Source organism: Zobellia russellii (assembly GCF_018728565.1).
Lineage (GTDB): Bacteria > Bacteroidota > Bacteroidia > Flavobacteriales > Flavobacteriaceae > Zobellia > Zobellia russellii.
In genome coordinates this window covers 106570-130012 of sequence record NZ_JACSOI010000001.1, presented here as the reverse complement: position 1 = coordinate 130012, position 23443 = coordinate 106570, and the positions used below count along the sequence as shown (strand labels likewise).

General features: G+C 35.6%; 16 protein-coding genes. 14 read left to right on the top strand and 2 right to left on the bottom strand.

The genetic code is table 11. From position 1 onward, the window contains the following. Positions 1-6 precede the first annotated feature (6 nt). The 14 genes from H9565_RS00605 to H9565_RS00540 all read left to right on the top strand — a co-directional run bounded on the left by H9565_RS00605 (position 7) and on the right by H9565_RS00540 (position 20923). The gene (locus tag H9565_RS00605) at positions 7-1398 is read left to right on the top strand and encodes an exopolysaccharide biosynthesis polyprenyl glycosylphosphotransferase (RefSeq protein ID WP_262897827.1); all 1392 of its coding nucleotides are present in this window, start codon (positions 7-9) and stop codon (positions 1396-1398) included. 87 nt (positions 1399-1485) lie between these two features. Further along, positions 1486-2307 carry a polysaccharide biosynthesis/export family protein gene (locus H9565_RS00600; RefSeq protein ID WP_215436186.1) on the top strand — a complete coding sequence of 274 codons (822 nt, stop codon included), beginning with the start codon at positions 1486-1488 and terminating at the stop codon, positions 2305-2307. A gap of 99 nt (positions 2308-2406) precedes the next feature. Continuing rightward, complete coding sequence (locus H9565_RS00595; RefSeq protein WP_215436181.1) at positions 2407-4923, top strand: GumC family protein; 2517 nt, start codon at positions 2407-2409, stop codon at positions 4921-4923. Positions 4924-4978: 55 nt separating this feature from the next. Then, a complete protein-coding gene (locus tag H9565_RS00590; RefSeq protein WP_215436178.1) occupies positions 4979-6334 on the top strand; it encodes an O-antigen ligase family protein in 1356 nt (451 codons plus the stop codon). Between the two features lie 30 nt (positions 6335-6364). Then, positions 6365-7726: a lipopolysaccharide biosynthesis protein gene (locus H9565_RS00585; RefSeq protein WP_215436174.1), complete on the top strand. Its 1362-nt coding sequence runs from the start codon at positions 6365-6367 to the stop codon at positions 7724-7726. A gap of 49 nt (positions 7727-7775) precedes the next feature. Next, the gene (locus tag H9565_RS00580) at positions 7776-8981 is read left to right on the top strand and encodes a glycosyltransferase (RefSeq protein WP_215436171.1); all 1206 of its coding nucleotides are present in this window, start codon (positions 7776-7778) and stop codon (positions 8979-8981) included. 36 nt (positions 8982-9017) lie between these two features. Beyond that, the gene (locus tag H9565_RS00575) at positions 9018-10130 is read left to right on the top strand and encodes a glycosyltransferase (RefSeq protein WP_215436168.1); all 1113 of its coding nucleotides are present in this window, start codon (positions 9018-9020) and stop codon (positions 10128-10130) included. A 60-nt stretch (positions 10131-10190) separates the two neighbouring features. Then, positions 10191-11303 (top strand): glycosyltransferase family 4 protein, encoded by a 1113-nt coding sequence (locus H9565_RS00570; RefSeq protein ID WP_215436164.1) that lies wholly within the window; start codon positions 10191-10193, stop codon positions 11301-11303. Positions 11304-11335: 32 nt separating this feature from the next. Beyond that, complete coding sequence (locus H9565_RS00565; RefSeq protein WP_215436161.1) at positions 11336-12358, top strand: heparin lyase I family protein; 1023 nt, start codon at positions 11336-11338, stop codon at positions 12356-12358. A 331-nt stretch (positions 12359-12689) separates the two neighbouring features. Further along, on the top strand, positions 12690-13694 hold the full coding sequence (locus H9565_RS00560; RefSeq protein WP_215436158.1) for a heparin lyase I family protein: 1005 nt from the start codon (positions 12690-12692) through the stop codon (positions 13692-13694). Positions 13695-14004: 310 nt separating this feature from the next. Next, positions 14005-15324: an MBOAT family O-acyltransferase gene (locus H9565_RS00555; RefSeq protein ID WP_246560126.1), complete on the top strand. Its 1320-nt coding sequence runs from the start codon at positions 14005-14007 to the stop codon at positions 15322-15324. 41 nt (positions 15325-15365) lie between these two features. Further along, positions 15366-16142 (top strand): hypothetical protein, encoded by a 777-nt coding sequence (locus H9565_RS00550; RefSeq protein WP_215436152.1) that lies wholly within the window; start codon positions 15366-15368, stop codon positions 16140-16142. Positions 16143-16269: 127 nt separating this feature from the next. Then, complete coding sequence (locus H9565_RS00545; RefSeq protein ID WP_215436149.1) at positions 16270-19719, top strand: PKD domain-containing protein; 3450 nt, start codon at positions 16270-16272, stop codon at positions 19717-19719. Between the two features lie 124 nt (positions 19720-19843). Next, positions 19844-20923 (top strand): glycosyltransferase family 4 protein, encoded by a 1080-nt coding sequence (locus tag H9565_RS00540; protein WP_215436146.1) that lies wholly within the window; start codon positions 19844-19846, stop codon positions 20921-20923. A gap of 4 nt (positions 20924-20927) precedes the next feature. On the opposite strand, the gene H9565_RS00535 is transcribed toward H9565_RS00540, so the two are convergent. After that, positions 20928-22223 (bottom strand): hypothetical protein, encoded by a 1296-nt coding sequence (locus tag H9565_RS00535; RefSeq protein ID WP_215436143.1) that lies wholly within the window; start codon positions 22221-22223, stop codon positions 20928-20930. 12 nt (positions 22224-22235) lie between these two features. Then, complete coding sequence (locus H9565_RS00530; protein ID WP_215436141.1) at positions 22236-23300, bottom strand: glycosyltransferase family 2 protein; 1065 nt, start codon at positions 23298-23300, stop codon at positions 22236-22238. Positions 23301-23443: the final 143 nt, after the last annotated feature.

Below are 23443 nucleotides of genomic sequence, written 5' to 3'. Positions count from 1 at the left end.
TCCCCCATGAATTCAAAAAATAGATTTATTCTAATAAATTTACTTGCCTTTGAGTTTGTTCTGCTCAATGTGGTTTTGACCATATGCTTTATGTTTAAACTACCAGATTTTTCATTTAGCGATACAGCTATTCTTTGGAATATGGTTCGTTTAATGGTTATCTACAACGTCACGTGGTTGGTAATCATTATGTACATACGCAATAGTGAGTTCTATTTTAATCCGGATTTTGGGTACTTTAAGAGCATTGTAACTTCCTTGTTTTTCTTTGTAGGTTTTGTTATGAGTGCCGTTATATTGCTTAAAATCAGATACTTTCCTAGGTCTACATTTATTATTCCAATTTTTATTTTTTCATACCTAAATCTGGTAAGCCACAAATACTTGTTAAAATATTTGAAGAAAAGGGCTTCCCATTTGTTTTCGGACACTTTACTTATAGGCTCAGGTTATGATGAAAACAATATTCAGGGCTTTACCAATGCTATGACTCAGTACGGTTATAACATTATGGGGTACTTGGAGAATAAACAGAAGAAACCGAATAATATTTTGGGTTTTAATGTTTTTGGCAAAGTTGATGACTTAACAGAAGTATTATCTAACAACCGTGTGGATGATATTTTCATAGCGATGGCCGGAATGAAACATGAGAAAATCATGGAAACCATTCAAATAGCGGACAGTTTTGGGGTTCGGGTAAAATTGATTCCCAAAAATCCATTGCTTAAATCAAAGAATTATAAAGCAGTTACCATGGGTGACCTTGCTGTTTTTAAGCTCAGGGAGTCGCCTTTAGATCATTTTAGTACAACAATTCTAAAACGTTTATTTGATTTTTGTTTTGCTTTCATAGTGTTGGTGCTTTTGTCTCCAATCTTCTTGATTATAGCAGCTCTGATCAAAATCGATTCAAAAGGCCCGATTTTTTATACTCCCTATAGAAAGGGTGAGGCAGGAAAGACTTTTAAATGTTACAAGTTCAGGACTATGTCCGTAACCGAGGACCCTTTACATGGAGCGAAGTCCACAGTTGTGAACGACCCAAGAATTACGCGTATAGGTAAATATTTAAGAAAGGGAGATTTGGACGAATTGCCCCAGTTTTATAACGTGCTTGTAGGTGAAATGAGTGTAATAGGGCCACGGCCTCATAGAATAAATCTACAAAACGACTTTAGGAAAAGTGTAAATCATTATATGGTGCGCAGTTATATTAAGCCAGGTATTACGGGTTGGGCACAAGTTAATGGTTGGCGAGGGCCTACTGTAACAGACGAGCAAAAAAATCAACGGGTAAACCATGATCTATGGTATATAGAAAACTGGAGTCCTTGGTTAGATGTAAAAATTATCTTCTTAACACTTTTTGGAAGCCATCATAAAAAAGCTTTTTAGCTATAGCTTTCCAAATGTGAAGTCGGACTAAGATTGACAAGCATGCTTATTTCGATTAAAAAAATTGACAAAAGTAAACTTTGAAATATGAGAATTATATCAAGTATAAAAAAATCAGGACTTTTCTTTTTGAAAGGGGTATACGAGGCTTTATCCTTCAAGCGAATTAGTATAGCGCTAGTTGCGTTGGTTTTGACCTCTTGCTATACCTCTAAAGGTGTAAATTATCTTCAAAGCCCGGATAGTGAAATGACCATAAGATTGCGCCCAACCGAATATGGTGTTCAGCCAAATGATGTGTTGAGCGTAAAGGTTCAAAGTAGAGATCCTGATCAAGTGGCATATTTTAATAACGCAACCGTAGAAAACAGGAATCTACAAGCTAATCCTGCTTCGTTATTTTTGACAGGCTATACGGTAGATAAGGAAGGTGCGATAGATTTGGCTATTGTTGGAAAAGTCCATGTTCAAGATAAAACAATTGAGGAAATTCGTGATTTTGTTCAGTCGGAAATTGATAAATACTTATTGAATGCGGTGGTGTCCGTTAAGCTTACAAGTTTTAAGGTTTCAGTGTTGGGAGATGTCAAAACCCCCGGTACGAACTACATATATAATACCCAAGCTACTATTTTTGAGGCATTAAGCGCTGCGGGAGATTTAAATATTTCAGCTAAGAGAAAGAACGTAAAATTAATTCGCCAGAAGGGAGATAAATCTATTGTAGTTGATTTAGATTTGACGAGTCCAGAAATTATCCGTTCTCCATATTACTTCTTGCACCCAAATGACGTTCTATATGTAGAAACTTCAAAGGAGAATTTGTTTCAGAAAAACTTAGGGGTTTTCAGCTTGGTGCTATCTGCTATATCTACTACTATATTGGTCTTAAGTTTCAATTCCAACTAATCAAAGAATCGTAGTCCTTCTTAAAGTATAAAATAAAATTTCATTGCAATTTGACCACTTGAAGAGTTAGGAGGCGATGAGAGTTATAATGACAGCGAAATGAAAGAGAAAAAGAATAATCAAGTTAACCCTCAGCAAGAGATTAACCTAAAATTATTTTTTCGGAAAATCTATAAGAACAAGATGTTTTTTATGGCTAGTATAGGCCTGTTTGTGCTTTTGGCTTTAATATATATAGCATCGGCAACATCTATTTATGAGGTTTCAACTTCTGTATTGATAGATTCAAAAGGTAGAAACCGAGTCTTGGGAGATAGTGAATACGTTGAGGGAGGTGTAAGTCTTATTGAGATGGAAAAAAACCTTTACAATGAAATAGGTATTTTAAAATCTTTTAGTCTCATAAGGCAGACCATTGAAGACCTAAACTTTGATATTTCTTATCACACAGAAAGCTTATTCTCATCAGAAGAGAAATATGGTTATTTTCCTTTTGAGGTGATGATGGACCGTTCCAAACCACAATTATTTGGTGTGCCTTTTGAAATTGAATTACTGTCCGGTGATAATTATAAATTAACTATAGAGGGAGATGAGTTTGGAGTTTCCAACCCTTCCAACGGCTCTGTTAGGGAAGTTGAGCGAAGTTTTGATTTTTCTGGGGAATACAAGTTTGGAGATAAAATAGAGCATGAATATTTTACATTCACCCTTAATAGACCTGAATACAAGGTAAACATTGAAGATTTTGAAGGAGAGGATTTAAGTTTTGTTATCCATAATATTGAAGGAGTGGCCAAAGATTATATGGGTAAGCTGGAGGCGGATAATATTGATATACAAGCAAGTATTTTTAAAATTGTTTCTACGGGTCCAATTGTTAGTAAGGAAGTAGATTTTTTAAAACAATTAACGGAGAACTATGTTCAAAATGAACTCTTCTCCAGAAACGAGATTGCAGCAGGTAAAGAAGCGTTTATTAGAAACCAGTTAAGAGTAATTTCTGATTCTTTAACCAAGTTTGAAGTAAAATTGGAAGCTTATAAAATTGATAAGAAGGCAGTGGACCTTGGGGCAACAGCCTCCAATGCTCTGGACCAGACCAACAATTTACAAGTTGAAGCAGCTAAGATTAAAATGAGTATTAATTACTATAACTCTATTATCCGTAGCGTGAGGAACAATAGAAATAGTGATGAATTTATAATGCCTTCGGGAATTGGTATTGAGGATCCATCAATCAATCAAAATATTCTTGAGTTAAAAGAGCTTTATGCGGAGCGATCGAGAAAAAAATTCTTTGTTACTAGCAATAATCAGGAGATGACTATTCTAAATGGTCAAATTCAGGAGTCTACAGAAATTTTGCTCAGTAATTTAAGAAGTGCGGTAAGATCTTCCCAGGCGGCTTTAGCCGGTATAACTTCCCAATTGTCTAGCATAGATGAAGAAATAAGTTCTTTACCTACACGAGAAATACAATTGTTGAATATTCAACGTCAAAATACGCTTTACGAAAACCTTTACAAATATTTGAGTCAAGAATTGGCTAAAACAGGTATTGCAAGAGCGGAAAGCACATCGGATACGCGAATACTGGACGAAGCCAGAATGGTGGGTAACGGCCCTGTTGCGCCACAAAAGTCGCTTTTGTTAGCCCTAGCGGTAGTAATCGGTATGCTTATCCCCTTAGGATGGATGATATTCTTTTCTCCTGACGATACTATAGAAAATGTACATCAAGTAATGGCCAATAGTGACATGCCAATCATTGCCAGTATTGTGCACTATGATGACGAAGTAAAAGAAAAATCCTTTAAAGTTCCTTATATAGGCCAAGAGCTGGAAAAGGCCATAAAAAAAATTAGGGGTAGTCAGCAGCTATTTGATTTTGTCGGACAGAATTTTAAAACTTCCGAAGCGGACTCAGAAGTAGCACTTTGGAAATTAAAAGAATCTTTCCGGGATTTAACAACCAATCTTAAACTGATAAATTCACAAGACAAAGGTGTTATAGGTATAACTTCTATTCTGCCGGAAGAAGGAAAAACATATAGCGCAATTAATCTAGGAATTACGCTTGCCGAAGCCGGAAAGAAAACAGTTATCATAGATGCAGACTTGCGCAACCCAAGTTTGGTAAACCATGTAGGTAAGGTAAAAGGTAGAGGACTTTCAAATTACCTTAAAGGTGAAGTGAACTCTATAAAAGATGTGATTCGAACGCATGAAAAGTTGGAAAATCTAAAGTTTATTCCAACTGCTGTAGTAGATGGTAATGTACATGAGCTTTTATCCGGAGATAAGATGAAAGCTGTAATAGAGGAGCTAAAAATAGAATATGACTACGTGATTTTGGATACACCAGCAGTAGGGTTGGTATCAGACTTCTTATTGCTCTTAGATGTTATGGATATTAACCTATTCGTAGTAAGAAGAAATGTTTCTAAAATAGAATTTTTAGAAGATTTAGAAAATTTGATTCCACGGGACAAGAAGAAAAAAAGTTATATCATATTTAATGATGCTCTCAAGGAAGACCATAAGTATGGGTATGAGGCAAAGTATGGTCTTAACAAAGAAAAACAATTGGTGGATAAGTCGTTTTCGGTATAAGGTTGAGTTAATTAACAGTTTTGTAAACTGTTGAATATATTACCAATTAGTAGGAATGAGTAATTACGAGCAACACTTTAATTGGACGGGCGTTCAGATACACCACTATTACATTTATTTTGTAATTGCAGGTCTAATTGCTTCGTATTTAACTTACAAGAGTGATTCTAAATATAAATTAGAAGGGTTTTTGCTATCGTTTTATTTCCTTACAGGAAACATAAATGATCTTCTCACAATTAAAATTCCGGGTTTTAGTTTTTTTGAAATTCAGCCCATACGACTTATATACCTTCTACTGCTCTTTTTTATTGTTAGAACAACGTTACTATCAAAGGAAAAAATTCCTCCCTCGGATAATTTTCGAATACCCTATTTTATAATTCCTTTGGTACTGTATATATTACTTCAAATAATTTCTATAAGTGTAAATTTAGATGATGTTGGTTTACCGGAAGCCTTAAAAACTATACTGGAGTCTGTTGCTTTTGTTATTATTTTAGTTGGTCTTCGTCTTATGGCAGATCAAGCAACTTACGATTTGGTTGGTAAATCTATAATTGTCGGTGGGGTTATAACTAGTTTGGTAGCTTTTATTCAGTTGGGATATGACCCGTATTTCTTGCGTATTGGAGATGAGAGATTGGCTTTTGGCAATGTTCTTAGGTCCAACGGTCTTTTTACGGCCGAGTATTATAATTCATATTTTTTAATTATTGCTATTACTTGGACGCTAACTACAGTAAAAAAGAACTTCTTAAAGGTTTTCTTAGTGGTTCTTTTCTCTTTAGGTGTGATAACATCATTTATGAGAATGAGTTGGATAATTCTTATTGTAGTATTGGCTACTTACCTTATTTTTATTAATAAAGTTGCTTTAGAAAAACTTTTATTTGCTGCTTTGAGTGGGTTAATGATTATCCTTTCTCTCTCCATATTTTATTATCAAGATATAATGAACAGCTCTTTGGTGAAAGAAAGGCTGTCAGATTCCGTTGGGGGTAGAAAAGGTTATTATACCATGGTTTTGGATAATATTGACCAAAAGCCATGGTTGGGATTTGGAGGACTTACAAATGATGTTTACTACGTTAATCTTTTGAGAATCACGCAAGATAGAGATAGGGCAACGGCAACTACAGGTAGTCTGCACAGCGGGTATTTTTCATCAATGTTCGAATATGGTATTCCCGCATCTGTTTGTTTTACCCTATTTATAATTTTATCTGCCGTATACTATTCAACTTCCTTTAAGAAAAACCTTTATTTTGTCATCCCTTTTTTAGTAAGTATAATTTTTATGGTAGGCAACCTGACTAATACGTTTATGTTTTTGTCCTACCTATCTGTTCTGTATGCGGTTCATATTGGTATGGGAATGGGAATAAGAAAAATTGAATCAAATAACTGAATTTGTCTTAAATGAACAAAAACACTTTTAATGGCTATATTTAAGAAAATTCAGGGTATTTTTTCCAATGGACACGAAAGGTCTTCACGTGCAAAAAAGAATATTCTACTTACCATTTTAATAAAAGGCCTTGGAATACTTATCGGATTCCTATATTTCCCTTTGTCTTTAGACTATTTGGGTACAGTTAAGTTTGGAATTTATCTAACCCTATTGTCTATTATTGATTGGTTTTTGAATTTTGATATTGGCATTGGTCTGGGCTTAAGAAATAAATTTGGAGAAGCGGTGGCCCAAGAGAAAGATGATGAGGCAGTTACTTACGTAAGTACAGCTTATTTTGCCTTGGGTACAATTATACTGTTCGTCGTAGCCGTACTGTTGATTTTAAATTTTACGACGCCATGGACTACATTAATAAATATTGATGCCTCATTGGTGGATGAGGTAAAGTGGCTCGGGGCCGTTATAATTATTGCTTTCGGAATTAGGTTTATAGCCGGTAATATTTATGAAATATTCTATGCATTACAGAAAATGGCTTATGTTGAATATTTTACGTTATTGACCAAATTGTCCTTTTTAGTTTTTATTTTAATTATTCCATTTATTGTTTCGGATTCATTATTGTTGTTCGGGTCAGGTAAAGCACTAACTTTTGCTTTAGTTCCATTCTGTGTTGGGGTCTATTATTTTAGACGTAATTTTAGTAAATACAGGCCTTCTTTTAAATATGTCAACAAAGCATATTTTAAAGATATTTTCTCATTGGGAACAAAGTTCTTTGTTATAAAAATGGCAATGCTGGTCATTCATCAGACCAACAATATATTAATAGCAAGTTTCGTGTCTTTAGATGGAGTTCCACAGTATGAAGCGGCTTTTAAGTATCTTTCCATTTTTACCATGCTTTTCGTAATTATTTCTAACCAACTATGGCCTTCGAATATAGAGGCGTATGCCAAAGGTGATTTTGGGTGGATGCGGAAGTCTTTAAAAACAGTCCTAAAAGTTTGGCTCGGTACTCTAGCTATAGCCGTTGTTATGGTCTTAGTGTCTCCTTTCGTATACAAATTGTGGTTACAGGAACATTTAGAGGTGCCTATAGGTATATCAATAGCCGTAGCTATATCAGTTAGTCTTTCAACTTGGGTTAATATTTTTAATATTGTTCTTAATGGAACGGGTAAGGTAAAACTTCAGATGTATGCTTGGATATTTGCGGCACTTATTAATATACCGGCGTCTATTTTCTTCGTAAAGGTATTGGACCTTGGTGTAATAGGCATTGTATTAGGTACAGTAGCGAGTTTATTTCCTGTTGCTATAGTCTCCCCTATACAAGTAAGCAAAATATTATCTAAAAAAGATACGGGTATATGGGCAAGATAGTAGGGCATTGTTTGACAGGATTATATATATCATTTAAATAATTTAGATTTTGCAGAATAAGAAAAGACTAGGTCAGAGGCATATTGTTTTTTTAGGGGAGTCAGGTTTCCCTATAGGCTTGGCTACGATTCAAAGATTGACCTTAATGGCAAGGGCTTTTATTCATGCAGACTCTAAATCTACCGTTATCTGTAGAAAAGGTGTTCATAAAAATAAAGAGGAAGTAAATTTCCCGTTAAAAGGAAATCATGAGGGTATATCTTATCTATATACTTCGGATAGTATTTATAAACCCAAAGGATTTTTAAAAAGGAACATTCAAAAGATTATAGGAGCGATTGGTGAATATAGGGCTTTGCAATCACTTAAATCCACAATAGGTATAGATGCTATTATTATATCGGAAATGAAAGTTGTTCATATTATGAGATACTGGATGTTTTCTAAATTATTAGATATACCCATAATAATGAATTTTGTGGAGATGACATCTTCTATGCAACATAGGGCCTCTGCGCTAAGGAAATTGAATGACTATATTTTAGATAATTGGGTGCTTAAAATTTTTGATGGAGCCTTGTCTATAAGTGATCGTTTGTTTGATTATTATACTGAGATTGCGCCAAAACGTCCTAACCTTAAAATACCTATAATTTGTGATTTCGATAAATTTAAGGTAGACGGAAACGAGACGGCACCTTATTTTTTATATTGCGGGAGCTTCAAATATAAAGAGGTGCGTGACTTTGTTATAGAGGCATACAAAAAAATCGCAGCAGATGAAGAAACTAAGCTGTACATGATTGTTAGCGGAGGTAATAAGCAGGAAACCGCTGCATTAGAAGAAGAAGTGAACAAATCTTTAAAAACCTCGCCGATCAAACTGTTTTCAAACATACCTTATTCTGAATTAGTGCAACTTTATGTAGATGCCATGGCATTATTGATACCGCTTAGGCCAACTGTTCAGGATGCGGCGCGTTTTCCTCATAAAATAGGAGAGTATTTAGCATCTGGAAATCCTGTTATTACTACTGATGTGGGAGAAATAAAAAATTACTTCGTGCATGAAGAAACAGCCCTGATAGCAGGGGAATACGATTTGGATAGTTTCTCAAAAGAGATGAAATTTATTATTGATAACCCGTTAAAATCAAAAGAGATTGGTATACGTGGCCAGGAAATGGGGCGTCGAGAATTTGATTATAGGACCTTAGGACATTCTTTATCAAAATTTGTGGATAATCTATCTTAAACGATTAATTAATCTATGTTTTAAAAAGGAGGTCTAATGAAAAATATATGCATTACCATTAATTCACTAAATAGGGGTGGAGCTGAAAAGCAATGTTTGTTATTGGCTAAGGCCTTAAAGAACAGGCATCGTGTTACCGTTGTCATTCTTCGTGATAAACCGGTTCACAAACTTCACCTTTCATTTATAGAAAATGAGAAAATAGAGCATCTTTTTTTACCATCCAACCCATTAAAAAAAACTATTTCATTCGTTCGTTTTTTAAAACGGAATAAAATAGATATTGTGTTTTCTTTTTTACCAACTGATAGTTTGTTCTCTGCAATCCTGGGTAAAATATCAGGAGTTCCCTATGTGTTTTCAGGTATCAGAAATAGCTATATGGCCCGTACAAAGTTCATAAGCTTAAAATGGGTTAACAATAACATTGCAAATTACACAATTGCAAATAATTTTGCGGCTTATAGGGCGGCTCTTGAGTATGGTTTTAAAAAAAATGTTTTTGTAATATCAAACGGAATAGAAATTGAAACCGTACCTGAACGAATCAAAACCGATAAGAAAATCATCCAAATTATAAGTTTGGGTCGGTTGGTGAAACAAAAGGAGTACGGAACGGCCTTAAAAAGCATGGTAGCCTTAAAAAAACATTTGGGTAATACTATAGCTTTCAAGTATACTATTGTTGGTCAAGGACCTGATGAGGGTTATATTTTAAAAACTATTAAGGAGTGTGGCCTGGAGAAGGAGGTTGAACTTGTGGTAAATCCTGGTAATATTTTTAAAATGTTACTTGCCGCGGATATATACTTGTGTACTTCTTCTTTTGAAGGGGTTAGTAACGCTATTATGGAGGCTATGAACTGTTCTTTACCTATTGTTGCAACAGATGCAGGTGATAATGCTAGATTAACAATACATGGAAAAAATGGTTTTATTACAGAAATTAATGACGTTGAGAATTTATCTGAGTATTTAAAGGAATTGATATTATCGAATGTTTTAAGGACTAGAATGGGTAAGGCTAGTTTTGACCATCTTGTAGAGAATTTTAGCTATGCAGCCTTTCAGCGTAACTATATAGATTTAATTGATAACATAGATAAATTTAAAATTCAAGAAGGTAAAATTGTTTTCAAAGAGCCCTGAATCTAGGGGTCTCGTGTTAATTAAAAGTTGTAATTAAATAGTATAGAGGATTCTAACAAAATGAAGAATAAAAAGAAAGTTGCATTTTTTGGAATAAAATATTTTCCATCACGAGGAGGCACTAGTAGAGTAGCGGAAAATATGATTCTCAACCTCGTAGATGAATATGATATTACTATTTATTGTTATAAGAATAAAAATGCGTCCAAACATATTAAGGGTGTTAAGGTCGTGCAGTTGCCAGAAATCAAGTTGGGTAATTTAGGTGTTTTTACCTATTACTTTCTTTGTTACTTGCATATTCGTTTTTTTGCTAAATATGATATTGTTCATGCGCATAAAATAGATAGTTTCTATTTTTTAAAAAGCCTTTCTAAAAATGCAAATGTTATTGCTACTGCACACGAGGCCCCGTATAAGCGTGATAAGTGGGGTAAATTGGCTAAGGCTTTTTTTAAGGTAAACGAGCGTAGATTTTTAAATTTTAACGGGATAAAAACAGCAATTTCTAAACCGCTGTGTGATTTTTATAGAGAAAGAGACGGTGTAGATGTTCAATTTATCCCAAACGGTATAAATATTTCGGAAAAAGGTTCGTTGAGTGAAGATAATAAGTTCTGGCCGGTAGGATTAGAACTATCAACGCCCTTTGTGCTCTTTGCGGCAAGAAGAATTATGGGGACCAAAGGCCTGCATACGATGCTTTCGGCCTATAAAAAGTTAAACTATAAGGGGCATATATTTATTGCGGGAGAACTAGATAATTTTCCTTCGTACATGAATAAAATTAAGGAACTTAGTGTAGGGCTAAATGTTCATTTTTTGGGGTTTGTCAACCCTTTGCCGGCCTTGTTGCAGTTAGTCGAAAAATGCAATTACTTCGTTTTTCCTTCCGAAACAGAAGGTATGTCCATAATGTTACTTGAAGTAGCTACAACTGGCAAGCCTATTTTGGCAAGTGATATACCTGAAAATACACAGGTTTTTGATGACGATAATGTATTGTTTTTTCAAAATAAAAATGTTGAAGACCTTGCTAAAAAAATTGAATGGGCAGAAAAAAACATGGAGTCATTTTCGGCTTTAGGGAAAAGTGCAAAGGAGAAAGTTGCTTCGTTTTATACCTGGGATAGAGTAGTTCTTGAGTATAAAAAGCTATATGATACTATGTAGTTTATTCAAAAAAGAATTCGTTAGGTGTAATCATGTATATAAAGAAAACAACATTTATAACTGTCGCCCTGCTCGCTTCTGGTCTGCTTTATGCATTATTTTCTTATGTGTTACACTATGTTGGTCCTGCTAATGTAAAAGCTCTGACTGCTGAAAATATGGTGGGAGGTAATATAATAGTTGATAATCTTTTATTTGATTACAGTTCCGAAATTGAGGAAAACAAGTGTGTTACAGAAGGGGCAAGTGCGGAAGCAAGTGGATATAAGGTCTGGTGTTGGTCAGATTTGACTCTTTGGGAAAAAGCAATAATGTCTCGAAACCCTGCAAGAAGACAACAAATTAAAATTGATACCGAGTGTAATGCCAATCAAGTAAAAATAGAAAATGATGTTCTTAAGTTTCAGGTAAATTCTAAAGCCGCAATATCAGATACAAATTGTGAACGCGCTTATAATATGAGGGCAGAAATTAGAACGGCTCCTTGGAGAGTAAACCATCCCATTGGCACGGAGGAGTGGTTTGGTTGGAATTATACTTTTGGAGAAGATTATCAAATTGATAAAGAAAATCCATGGTTATTTTTCCAAATTCATGAAGGTACAATTAACCAAACACCCCTAATAGCCCTATGGTGTATGAACAATGGAGGGCCGGGTAGTAGTCGGGCAGGGGAGGTGCATTTGGTAAATAATACCTATGCAACTAAAAGCTTTTATCATCCAACGGGTTTTGTGCCAAAAGCTGGTGAAACGTTAAGAATAGTTGTTCATGTCGTGTGGGGTGATTCTAATTCAGGGCTTATTCAACTTTGGATTAATGAGACCAAGGTTTATGACCAAAAAGAAAGAACGGTAAGGGCGAGCAATCCTGTTGGCGGAAACGCAAAATGGGGAATATATATATGGAAATGGGCAGCAAAGGAAGGAGTTGAGAAATCTAATGCTCAAGGAATTTTTTCTTTAAATACCTCTATGGGACCTTTGCGAATTATAACCCGTAAACCAGGGGATAAGGACTATCTTAAACCTTCTTATTCTAGAGTCATGCCATGATGGTTCTATAGGCCTTATTGCTTGTATTCTTATTATGGCTTGGGATATTAACCGCCAATGTACTAATTGTTTTCTTTCCAATAATAATGCACTTTTTTTAGGGATATAGTAATGTTAGTTGTCCTTTCCAAGAGGGTTATCTAAATCCTGTAAGTATAATACTAAACTATTTGCTACTTCGTTAGTAAAGAACCAAATCTAGGAGTTATAGGGATTTGTTCTTATAACTCCTACTCGTATTGACTTAACCCTTTTCGGCAATTTTCACTGAGGATTGACGAATATTAAATATAAGGAAGAGGTTATCAGCCTTTGTTCCAGATAATCATCTATGGCAAATAATAGTATAAAAACAGGGCTTTTGGCGTTCTGTATAATGCAGGTTTTAGCGTGCTCCAAAGATACTTCTCTACAACAGAATCAAAATCAAACAGAAAGTAGGGAGCAAATTCTTCCTACTGATGATTTGCTTCCAACGAGTGCTGAAAAAAGTAATGAAAACAAGTATTCTTGCAGTACGTCCGGTGGCTTTGCAAATGTGACCGGATTAAAATATTGGTGCTGGGAAGATGCTGTTATTCCTGACTATACTGGAAAAAAAGGGGTTGCTTTTAGTGATGGATACCTTCATGTTGACTCTGAATGTTATGAGAAGCAGGTTGTTATTGAGAATGATAAAATTAAGTTTAATATCAACCCTAGTTACCCGTTGCCTGATAGTTGGTGTTCAAGAGATTATAATATGCGTGCTGAAATACGCACCTCTCCTTGGGATGTTCGCCATGAACTTGGAACAGAAGAATGGTTCGGTTGGTCTTATACTTTTGGTGACAATTATATTATTGACCAAAACAATCAATGGAAATTCTTTCAAGTTCATAATGGGGTTACAGGCCAATCCCCTCAAATAGGTCTTGAGGTTATTCATGCTAATCAATTTAATGGACATAAAGCAGGGGAAATTTATGTAACCGTAGCTGGTGACACAGATAATTATACACCTACAGGCGTTATACCAACAGCTGGGCGAACTTTAGATATTGTGGTTCAGGTCATATATGGTGATACCCAAAAGGGCATGTTAAAAGTTTGGATTGACCATAATCTTGTTTATAATGAACATGTAAGTACTTTTATTCATGGATATCCTTGGGGTGGTAATGCCAAATGGGGTATTTATAAATGGCCATGGGCCAAGGCCGATGCTGTTGTTAAATCTAAGGAACAGGGTATTGAATCCTTAGAAACTTATATGGGATCTTTACGAATAGTTACTAGAAAACCTGGTGATTCCAACTATAAAAAAGATGCATATGAAATAGTCAGACCTAACTAATGTTGGTTAAAAATTATAAAACTATGACTTCTTAAAGTCAAACAAAGTTGCCCTACTAAATTTGAATAGTGAAAAGGGTTCTTCTTGTCTGAAAAACTGAAAAATTAACCTTAGTTTTGGCGCTCGTAACAAATTCCCCGATTTGTAGGTTTAAATTTAAACTTTATCTGTTTAAAATGGCTTAAACAAAGGGCCTAACAATTAAGAAGTGTTATTTAATTCAATTGAATTTCTTATTTTTTTACCAATAGTTTTTTCTCTCTATTGGTTTATTTTTAGTAAAAAATTGAAATATCAAAATCTTTTGATTTTGGTTAGTTCATATGTTTTTTATGGTTGGTGGGATTATCGGTTTCTTCTTCTTATTATCCTCTCTACTATTGTTGATTATTTTGTAGGTATAGAGGTTCAAAGGCAATCGGACTTAAGTAAGAAAAAATACCTCCTATGGGCGAGTATGTTGTTTAATCTTGGGGTCTTGGGAGTGTTCAAGTATTATAACTTTTTTGTCCAATCATGGGTTGAAATGTTCCATTGGTTTGGGTATGAAATGAAGAATAGCTGGACGCTGAACATTATTCTTCCAGTAGGGATATCGTTTTACACGTTTCAGACAATGTCTTATACGATAGATGTTTACAGAGGAAACTTAAAGCCTACCAAAGATTTCATTTCTTTTGCTTCTTTTGTTTCTTTTTTTCCTCAACTGGTTGCAGGTCCAATAGAGCGCGCAACTAATTTACTGCCTCAAATACTCAATAAAAGGGTGTTTAATTCTAAAATTGCTGAACAGGGTGTGCGTTTAATAGTGTGGGGCATGTTCAAAAAGGTAGTAATAGCAGATTCTTTAGCACCAGTAGTTGACAATATTTTTTCGGATTACACAGCGTTTGACGGAGGTACACTTTTATTGGGGGCCATTTATTTTGCGTTCCAGATTTATTGTGATTTTAGCGGTTATTCAGATATTGCTATAGGTATATCTAAGTTGTTTGGCTTTGAGCTAATGTCCAATTTCAAATTTCCATACTTCTCACGTAATATCGGAGAATTTTGGCGTAGATGGCATATTTCTTTATCAACATGGTTTAGAGACTATCTGTATATACCACTAGGGGGCTCTAGAGTTGGGAAATGGTTCTCCCTTAGAAATATCTTTATCATATTTTTAGTTAGTGGTTTTTGGCACGGTGCAAATTGGACGTTCGTAATATGGGGTTTTATTCATGCGCTGCTCTACGTTCCATCGTTTGTACTAAAAACTAATAGAAAGTATCTGAGTGAAGTAGTGGCAGAAGATAGTCTGTTGCCGTCATTTAAGGAAATTTGGCAGATGGGGGTTAACTTTTTCTTTGTGGTAATTGCATGGGTTTTCTTTAGAAGTGAAAACGCTTTGCAGGCATTTGATTACATTAAACGTATTTTTTCTGAATTTTCTGTTCACGTGTCCTATAAGTATTATCTGTTCTATTATATATTGCCTTTAGTGCTATTGGAATGGGTTTTTAGAAAGGATGAACGCCTATCTCATGTGAACAAAGCTTTTTGGTTTGGGTTATCAGTAGTATTATTAATTTTCATAACGGCCAAATTTGGAGGGCAAAAATCATTTATATACTTTCAATTTTGAGGAATTTTTTCAAGCATATCGTCATATTTTTTATTGTGCCAATGGGTCTGGTAATTGCTTTTTTTAATACAAAATTGGCTTTACAATTAAATGAGTCCAAAGAGGTGTATGATCTTGTTGAGAAGGTAAAAAACAATACGGTTAACTCAACAACGGTTCTGTTGGGAGATTCTGTTTGCCGTCAATTTTTTGGTAGTAAAAAAAGCGATGATGTTTATTGTTTATGTGAAAATCAAAGCTATGAAGTTGTTGGTAATTACCTTCTTCTATTAAATCTGATAGAGAATAAATCCGCGTTTAAGAATTTAATCTTAGTGATAAATCCAAGAACATTAGTATCGTCACTTAATCAGCCATATACATATAATTATTTTGTCAAGCCTTTTGAGTCAGAACTTGATAGATTGGAATTTAATGAGTTAATCTATATTGAAAATACCTTTCCATCGGAAGATGTTTTGAAATATAAGTTTTCCAACTTTGAGCTAAAGGATGCCTTTGATATTATGAATGATACAATGAGCACACCTTATAAAATATCAGAGGTAAATTTAAAATATCTTAAAAAGATTGATTCGGTCTGTAAAAGTGAGCAGATTAAATACAAAATGGTTTCTCCACCACTTCCCGCTTCAAACAAAGGCTTTATGGCTAATATGAAACAAAATAATCCTGAAAATCTTTTGACCGATTATTTCAGTTCAGTAGTATTCTATGATGATAAGGAGAGTAAAGATGGTTTGCATCATAAAGAACCAGAGAAATACATAGCCGATAATAAAGAGGAATTAGATACACTAGTTAGCTTTCATAGGTAAATTAGGAGATTCTATAGTTTTTGTGCGGTTAAACGATTTTTTCATACGTTTGGTCGACCAAAATGACTACTTGTTTCGTATATAGGCTCGAACCTATCTATGAAAAATAAATTTCCCCAGATTACTTATGAACATTAGCCCCAAACGAACGTTCGCTTATATTTCTTTTTGTGCAGTCTTTACTTTTTTGTTAAACCTTGCCTGTAGTAAAGACGTAGAAACTTTAAGAGAAGCTGTAATTAGCAAAGATATCAGTCCTGTTGTAGATCAAGGAACACCTTCCGGTAGTCAGCAAGATAGTCTTGAGGTAGAAGTTGAAGAACCACAGGTTAAGGACTCGGTTATAGTTGAAACCGAAATTAGGACATTTGTTTTTTATCCAATAAACGATGCATATCTACAGAATGGTAAGGGGTATAATGAGCCAATTGTTAGGCTCGAAGAGGAGCGAAGAACAAGCTATCTAATGTTTGATTTTAGCCCAATAGATTCTATTGGGGGTACTATTAATGCGGCAACCTTGATGTTCACGATTAATACGGATGATGGAAATGGCGAAGTAGATGTTTATAGGGGTGAGTCGAGTAATTGGTCGGAAACTGATCTTAGTGAAAAATCTGCTCCCGAGACAGGAGGTTTGTTAGGGGTTGCCAAGCAAGAATATAGAATAGGAACGGAAGTTTCAATTGATTTGGAAGTTGGGGAACTTCAGTTGGAACCTGTTACTTTTATATTAGATCATAAGGACGGTGATGATTTGGCATTTGCTTCAAAAGAACATGAAAGTCAAGCAGGAAGTAGTTTAGTAGTTGAATATGAAGTGCCAATTGATGCAGATGATATTGCATTATTTGTAACGTCTCCGAAGGAGGTTGACGATGAGACTCAAAATCCGAATAACATAGAAGAAGATAATACTACTGTAGAAGAGGCCCCAAAAGAGGTTCCTGCCGAAGAGGAGGAAGATAGTTCAGAGCAAAATGAGCCTACAACAGAAGAGGAGGAGGAAGTAGATGTTGACGAGGAAACTCCACAGGAGGTTCCTACCGATGCCTCTGAAAACGAGCCGGACCAAGATACGACGACAGACAATAAGGGAGAGGACAATACAGATTCTAATATTGATGCGCTTCCAAACACTCCATTTCCAAAAAATGAACCTCCTGTGGCAATAGCTAACGCTTCTCCGGTAAATGGGCAAGCTCCTTTAAAAGTTTCTTTTTCAGGTATTGATTCTTCAGATGATAAAGCTATTGTTTCTTACAAATGGAATTTTGAGGATGGCCAGACAGGTAATACAGCGGAAATTGAACACACTTTTGATAAAGCCGGCTCTTATGAGGTTACTTTGGTAACAAAGGATAAAGAGGGAATCTCTGCTTCAGATGTAGTAATGATAACCGTAGAAAAATCAAAGGAAAATACAGCTCCTGTAGCTAAGTTAAGTGCAAGCAAAACCTCTGGAGTACTTCCTCTAACGGTGGACTTTACGGGAAGCGGATCAACCGATGATACTGGCGTTACCGCTTATTCCTGGGATTTCAAGGAAGGGAATAGTTCGGATAAGCCAGACCCTTCGCACACTTTTGAATCTGCTGGCTCATATGAGGTAGAGCTAACGGTTACGGATGCAGAAGGCCTTAAGAATAAGGAAACTGTTTCCATTACTGTAGAATCAAAGGAGAATACAGCTCCTGTAGCTAAGCTAAGTGCAAGCAAAACCTCTGGAATACTTCCTCTAATGGTGGACTTTACGGGAAGCGGATCAACCGATGATACTGGCGTCACGGCTTATTCCTGGGATTTCAAGGACGGGAATAGTTCGGATAAGCCCGATCCTTCGCACACTTTTGAATCTGCTGGCTCATATGAGGTAGAGCTAACGGTTACGGATGAAGAGGGCCTTAAGAATAAGGAAACTGTTTCCATTACTGTAGAATCAAAGGAGAATACAGCTCCTGTAGCTAAGCTAAGTGCAAGCAAAACCTCTGGAACACTTCCTTTGACGGTGAACTTTACGGGAAGTGGGTCAACCGATGATACTGACGTTACCGCTTATTCTTGGGACTTCAAGGATGGGAATAGTTCTGATAAGTCCGATCCTTCACATACTTTTAAATCTGCTGGCTCATATGAAGTAGAGCTAACGGTTACGGATGCAGAAGGCCTTAAGGACACGAAAACTGTTTCTATTAGGGTTGATGCTCCTGCAAATCAACCACCTATGGCAAAAGTTGGGGCAAGTACGCAATCGGGTCAGGCACCTTTAACAATTAATTTTACTGGAAGTAACTCAAGCGATGATATAGGGGTTACAGCATATATGTGGGATTTTAAGGATGGTTCAACATCTAATAAATCCAATCCGTCACATACGTTTGATTCAGCCGGTACATACGAAGTAGAACTAACAGTTGCTGATGTTGACGGACTTCAAAATAAGGAAACCATAACTGTTAATGTTCAGGCACCAGTCAATAACCCTCCGGTTGCTGTAGCACATGTAAACACCCTTTCAGGTGAAGCACCGTTAACAGTAAGTTTTACAGGTAGAGACTCGTCAGATGATAAAGGAGTTACTCGTTATGATTGGAATATTTCAGGAAATTATTCTAATGAAGTAAACCCATCACATGTCTTTACCACTCCTGGGTTTTATGATGTTTCACTAACTGTAACTGATGAAGAAGGGCTTACGAATACTACCTCTTTAGGCGTGAATGTAACTCAAGCGCTTCAGAGTAAAATTGAATGCAGTGTTGGAGGTGGGTTTGCAAATGAAACGGGAGAGAAGATATGGTGTTGGGGTAATGTTAATGTTCCTACTTATTCAGGAGGGAAAGGAATTGCATTTAGTAATGGGGAGCTACATATTGACTCGGAGTGTTATGAAAGACAAGTAACTAAAAGTGGCAACCGAATAAGGTTTAAAGTTGACCCAACAGTTCCGGAAACTAAAAGTTGGTGTTCTAGAGATTATAATTTAAGAGCAGAAATTAGAACGGGTCCATGGGATGTTCATCATCAAAGTGGAACAGAAGAATGGTTTGGTTGGAGCTACACTTTTGGAAATAATTACATTATTGATAAAGATTCGCAATGGAAATTTTTTCAAGTCCATAATGGTGTTGTAGGTAAAGCTCCTCAGATTGGTTTGGAAATTATACACGAAGGGCAATTTATAGGTCATGAAGGTGGTGAGATTTATGTTACTAATGCTGCGGGAGGGGAGAAATTTAATCCAACCGGAATTGTGCCTCGAGCAGGACAAACAATTGATGTGGTCGTTCACGTAATATGGGGGAACTCTTCAAATGGTCTTCTAGAAGTGTGGATTGATGGCAAAAAAGTTTATGATCAACGTGTGTCTACAATGCTATCAGGCTATCCTTGGGCCGGAAATGCTAAGTGGGGCATATACAAGTGGCCTTGGGCAAACAGTGAAAACGTCCAGTCTTCTAAAAACCAGGGAATTGGGTATTTAGAAACTTTTATGGGCGATTTAAGAATAATCACTAGAAATCCGGGAGATAATAACTACGGAGTTGATTCATATGAAAAAGTCGCGCCAAATTAATATTTGTTTTCCCTATAATTTGGCTTCGGTTTTTAAAAGAATTAGATTGAAACTTATAGTGAATCGGTATTACTGTATTAAATTCGCTCTAAAATTAGATTAATTTGAACCGAAGGATTTCTTCATGCGAGTAGATTTTGTAATTAGCAATTTAGGTAGTGATGGGGCTCAAAGGGTAGTTGCTACTTTGGCAAATTATCTGTCCGAAAATAATTATAAAGTAAGAATAATAACCTTTAGAGAAGGCGATCGTTACAGTTTGAATCCCTCTGTAGAGCGTATTAGATTACACAAGCACCTTCGTTTGTTTGATTCTAATTTAGCTAGAGCTGCTTGGCACTTGGCAAGATTTTATAAGAAAAAGACGAATAGACCCGATATAATAAGTTCGCATATTCATACGATGGGTTTAGTGACTATACCTATCTCTAGACTATATGGTATAAAGTTGGTTGTTTCGGAGCATAACAATTATTTAGCAACGAAAATGACTCCTAAGAAGTGGTTTTTATGGAACTTTTTATATCGGTTTCCGGAAAAGGTTACAATCCTGACATCATTTGATAAAGTCTATTTTGATAAAAAAAGCGAAAATGTTGAAATTATGCCAAACCCTTTGTCTTTTGAACCAAATCTTGGCCTGCGAAATAGAACGGATAAAACGATAGTGTTAGCAGGTAATCTTGATAGGTATCACCACAAAGGTTTTGATAATTTAATGCATATAATAGCGGGTGTAAGGGAAAGACATAAAGATTGGCAGTTTAAGATTGTGGGAGATGGGAATAAAGGTCTCCCGATATTAAAAACAAAAGCAGAGAAATTAGGAGTTTTAGACGCAATTGAATTCGCGGGATATAGACCTGACATAAAAGAAATTTTACAGACTTCAGAAATCTTTATGTTATGTTCTAGGTATGAAGGGTTGCCAATGGTTTTGTTAGAAGCGGCGTCCCAAGGGATTACTTGTATAGCTTATAATTGTATATCAGGGCCATCTGAGATAATTGAGGACGGGGTGTCAGGTATATTGGTAGAAAATCAGAATATTAGTGATATGGTCGGTAAAACTATTGGTTTAATAGAGGATAAGGAACTCAGAGAAAGACTTTCAAACAATGCCGTAAAATACATTGAAAAATTTTCAATTGAAACAATTGGAAATAGATGGCACGAAATTTTCAAGGAACTACGTTCAAATTAAAAAATCACAACTTTTTTTCAGGTTTATAGATTTTTATTTTAATTGAATTTATAAAAATATATCCGAAAAAAAGTATAAGTACCGGTGCCATTACTACAAAATTTCGGCCTCTCCCATCCAACAATATGATGCCTCCGGCATAAATTAGGCTAAAGACCATTAAGGCCTGTATTGAATAGGGAAATGTTTTCCTGACTAAAAAAAACGGGTATAAGCTAAGCCCCCAAAGCATCAGTAAAAAAGCATTGGGAATCATAAAGCCATAGGTGTTAAAATTCTGTGGCCGGTACGAAAAGGGATAATGAAACGCAAAGCGTCCTGCACTGGCTATGGTGTTTTTTAAATACTTAATTGGGTACATTTTCATATTCTCAATAGCGGCAGATTTAAAAGCACTATCTCGCTCAATATGACTCATATTTTCGATTGACATATAAAATTCGCGATGGTTTTTAGAGAGTTCAGTCAAATCTTCGTAAACGCCAGAGGAAGGTATGTATTCTGGGTTCTGCCCTTTAAGTATATCTTCTCTAGAGAACCAGCTGCCAAATTCGTTTTCAAATGGAGTAGATCTATGATAAAGTATCTCTCCACCACCAGTGCCCACATAGAGCGGTTTTCCTGTTAGAGTGTAAGCATAGAACAAATAGGGGGTAATAAACAAAAAACCACTAACCAGAACCAAAAGTGATACTTTGACCTCAATGTTTCGTCTCCAAATAGAAAGAATTCCTAAAAAGAAAAGACTTGCCAAGATAACTTGAAGGTATATTATTTTAGTGAGCACCAACAGACCTAGATATGCTGCGGCTATGAGTATGTTATGCCAATCATAATGTTTTTCAATTGTAGCCTTACAGTAATGATAGGCCATTCCACAAAGAGTTAAATAAGTTAAAGGTTCTGAGTACAATAAAGGGGTATATCGTATAATTGGGGGATAAAGCCCAAGCATATACACAAAAAGGAGTGCCAGGTTGTTTTTGGTAAAGAGGTCTATCGTTTTTTTAAAATAGACAAGAGCTAAAAAGAGTAAGAGTGCGTTTAAAAGTTTTGGTAAAATAAGGTCTGTGCCAATTGCAATGAATGGAGCAAGAATCATAGGGTAACCCGGTCCATTTCTGAAACTGGGATTGTCGGAACTCTCATAGAACCCGTTAGTAATATTTTGGGCATAATGGTAATGTCTACTTTCATCACCAAAAAAATCGTTTTTGGAAAATAAAAGAACCACTATGATATAAACTCCTAATAAAGGAAGTAGTTGAATTATGTTTTTGGGGAACAATATTTTAAGCATAGAATATGGTGCCTAGATTTTTTTTGTTTTTTTAAGGATTTCAGAGTTTAGATGAAACAATTCATCAAAATACCTTTTCTTTTGGAGGGATATAAACCCAAGCCCTAATAGTTGAATAGAAATTATCATTGCGGTACCGCCTACAATAAATGAGTATGGCCTTTGGCGAAACACCTCAGAAATAGCAGCAGCAAATCTATGTCCGAAACCTTTGGTTAGCTCGGCCGTCATTGGATAAAGTTGAATTGCATCAATAACAATCCATAAAATCATGTAAAAGGAAGGGAGAAAGATAAGTAGCCCCAATATCCAAAAGAACATATAAGGCCTGAACATAAAACTGTTGGCCAAACCATTAAATATGCCCATAACAATACGTAAACTTGAGGTACGTATCTTACCAATTTTTTGTTGTTCGGACCAATCTAGATGCGCAGGTATTTCTATAACTCGGGCTCTTAAAATATATGCTTTCAATAAAATCTCAGTATTTATATCAAAAGTACTGGATTTTGTGTTTAACGAACGTATAAAATCGCCATTATAGGCTCTTACCATACCTGTAAAAGTGTAGATGTTAAGCCGTGAAGCTTTTCGCATCATAAAGTTTACCGTCTTGCTTAACAATAATCTCAATTTTGGAACAGCGGTGTTCTTGCCCCCTTTCATATAAGGAGAGGCAATAACCATATCAGCCTGAGTGGTCTTTATTTCAGATAATAATTTTTCTATATGGTCTGGAGAATAACTTAGGTCAATATCCAGAACAATAACATATTCGCCGTTGCTATGCTTGAAACCGGTTCTCAACGCAGTTCCTAAATTTCTATTTACGATATGGTGATAAGCGCTTAAATTGGGTTTTGATTCCGCTAAAGCATCGGCTATGGATTGCGTGCTGTCCGTGCTACCATCATTTACGATAATAATTTCCCATGCGTATAGACCCTCAAGAGTTTCTAAATAGTCATAAAGGAGGGATACGTTATTTTCAAGTATTGCTTCTTCGTTAAAAGCAGGCAATATGATAGAAACAAGAGGTTGTTTTAAATCGATTTTATTGATGGTGGTAGACATATTGGTATCTAGTTTTCAGGTAGGTACAGGCACACAATAGTATAGGTTTTACGTATGTGATAATGGTAACAAGTTCAAAATTATGAAAAATTACTAGGGAAAGTGTACGAACACCGACAAAGAGGGGTCTCAACACGGTAAAT

Coding starts and splice junctions, on each gene's coding strand:
- H9565_RS00605 (WP_262897827.1), top strand. CDS start 7: ATGAATTCAAAAAATAGATTTATTCTAATAAATTTACTTGCCTTTGAG.
- H9565_RS00600 (WP_215436186.1), top strand. CDS start 1,486: ATGAGAATTATATCAAGTATAAAAAAATCAGGACTTTTCTTTTTGAAA.
- H9565_RS00595 (WP_215436181.1), top strand. CDS start 2,407: ATGAAAGAGAAAAAGAATAATCAAGTTAACCCTCAGCAAGAGATTAAC.
- H9565_RS00590 (WP_215436178.1), top strand. CDS start 4,979: ATGAGTAATTACGAGCAACACTTTAATTGGACGGGCGTTCAGATACAC.
- H9565_RS00585 (WP_215436174.1), top strand. CDS start 6,365: ATGGCTATATTTAAGAAAATTCAGGGTATTTTTTCCAATGGACACGAA.
- H9565_RS00575 (WP_215436168.1), top strand. CDS start 9,018: ATGAAAAATATATGCATTACCATTAATTCACTAAATAGGGGTGGAGCT.
- H9565_RS00570 (WP_215436164.1), top strand. CDS start 10,191: ATGAAGAATAAAAAGAAAGTTGCATTTTTTGGAATAAAATATTTTCCA.
- H9565_RS00565 (WP_215436161.1), top strand. CDS start 11,336: ATGTATATAAAGAAAACAACATTTATAACTGTCGCCCTGCTCGCTTCT.
- H9565_RS00560 (WP_215436158.1), top strand. CDS start 12,690: ATGGCAAATAATAGTATAAAAACAGGGCTTTTGGCGTTCTGTATAATG.
- H9565_RS00550 (WP_215436152.1), top strand. CDS start 15,366: ATGGGTCTGGTAATTGCTTTTTTTAATACAAAATTGGCTTTACAATTA.
- H9565_RS00545 (WP_215436149.1), top strand. CDS start 16,270: ATGAACATTAGCCCCAAACGAACGTTCGCTTATATTTCTTTTTGTGCA.
- H9565_RS00540 (WP_215436146.1), top strand. CDS start 19,844: ATGCGAGTAGATTTTGTAATTAGCAATTTAGGTAGTGATGGGGCTCAA.
- H9565_RS00535 (WP_215436143.1), bottom strand. CDS start 22,223: ATGCTTAAAATATTGTTCCCCAAAAACATAATTCAACTACTTCCTTTA.
- H9565_RS00530 (WP_215436141.1), bottom strand. CDS start 23,300: ATGTCTACCACCATCAATAAAATCGATTTAAAACAACCTCTTGTTTCT.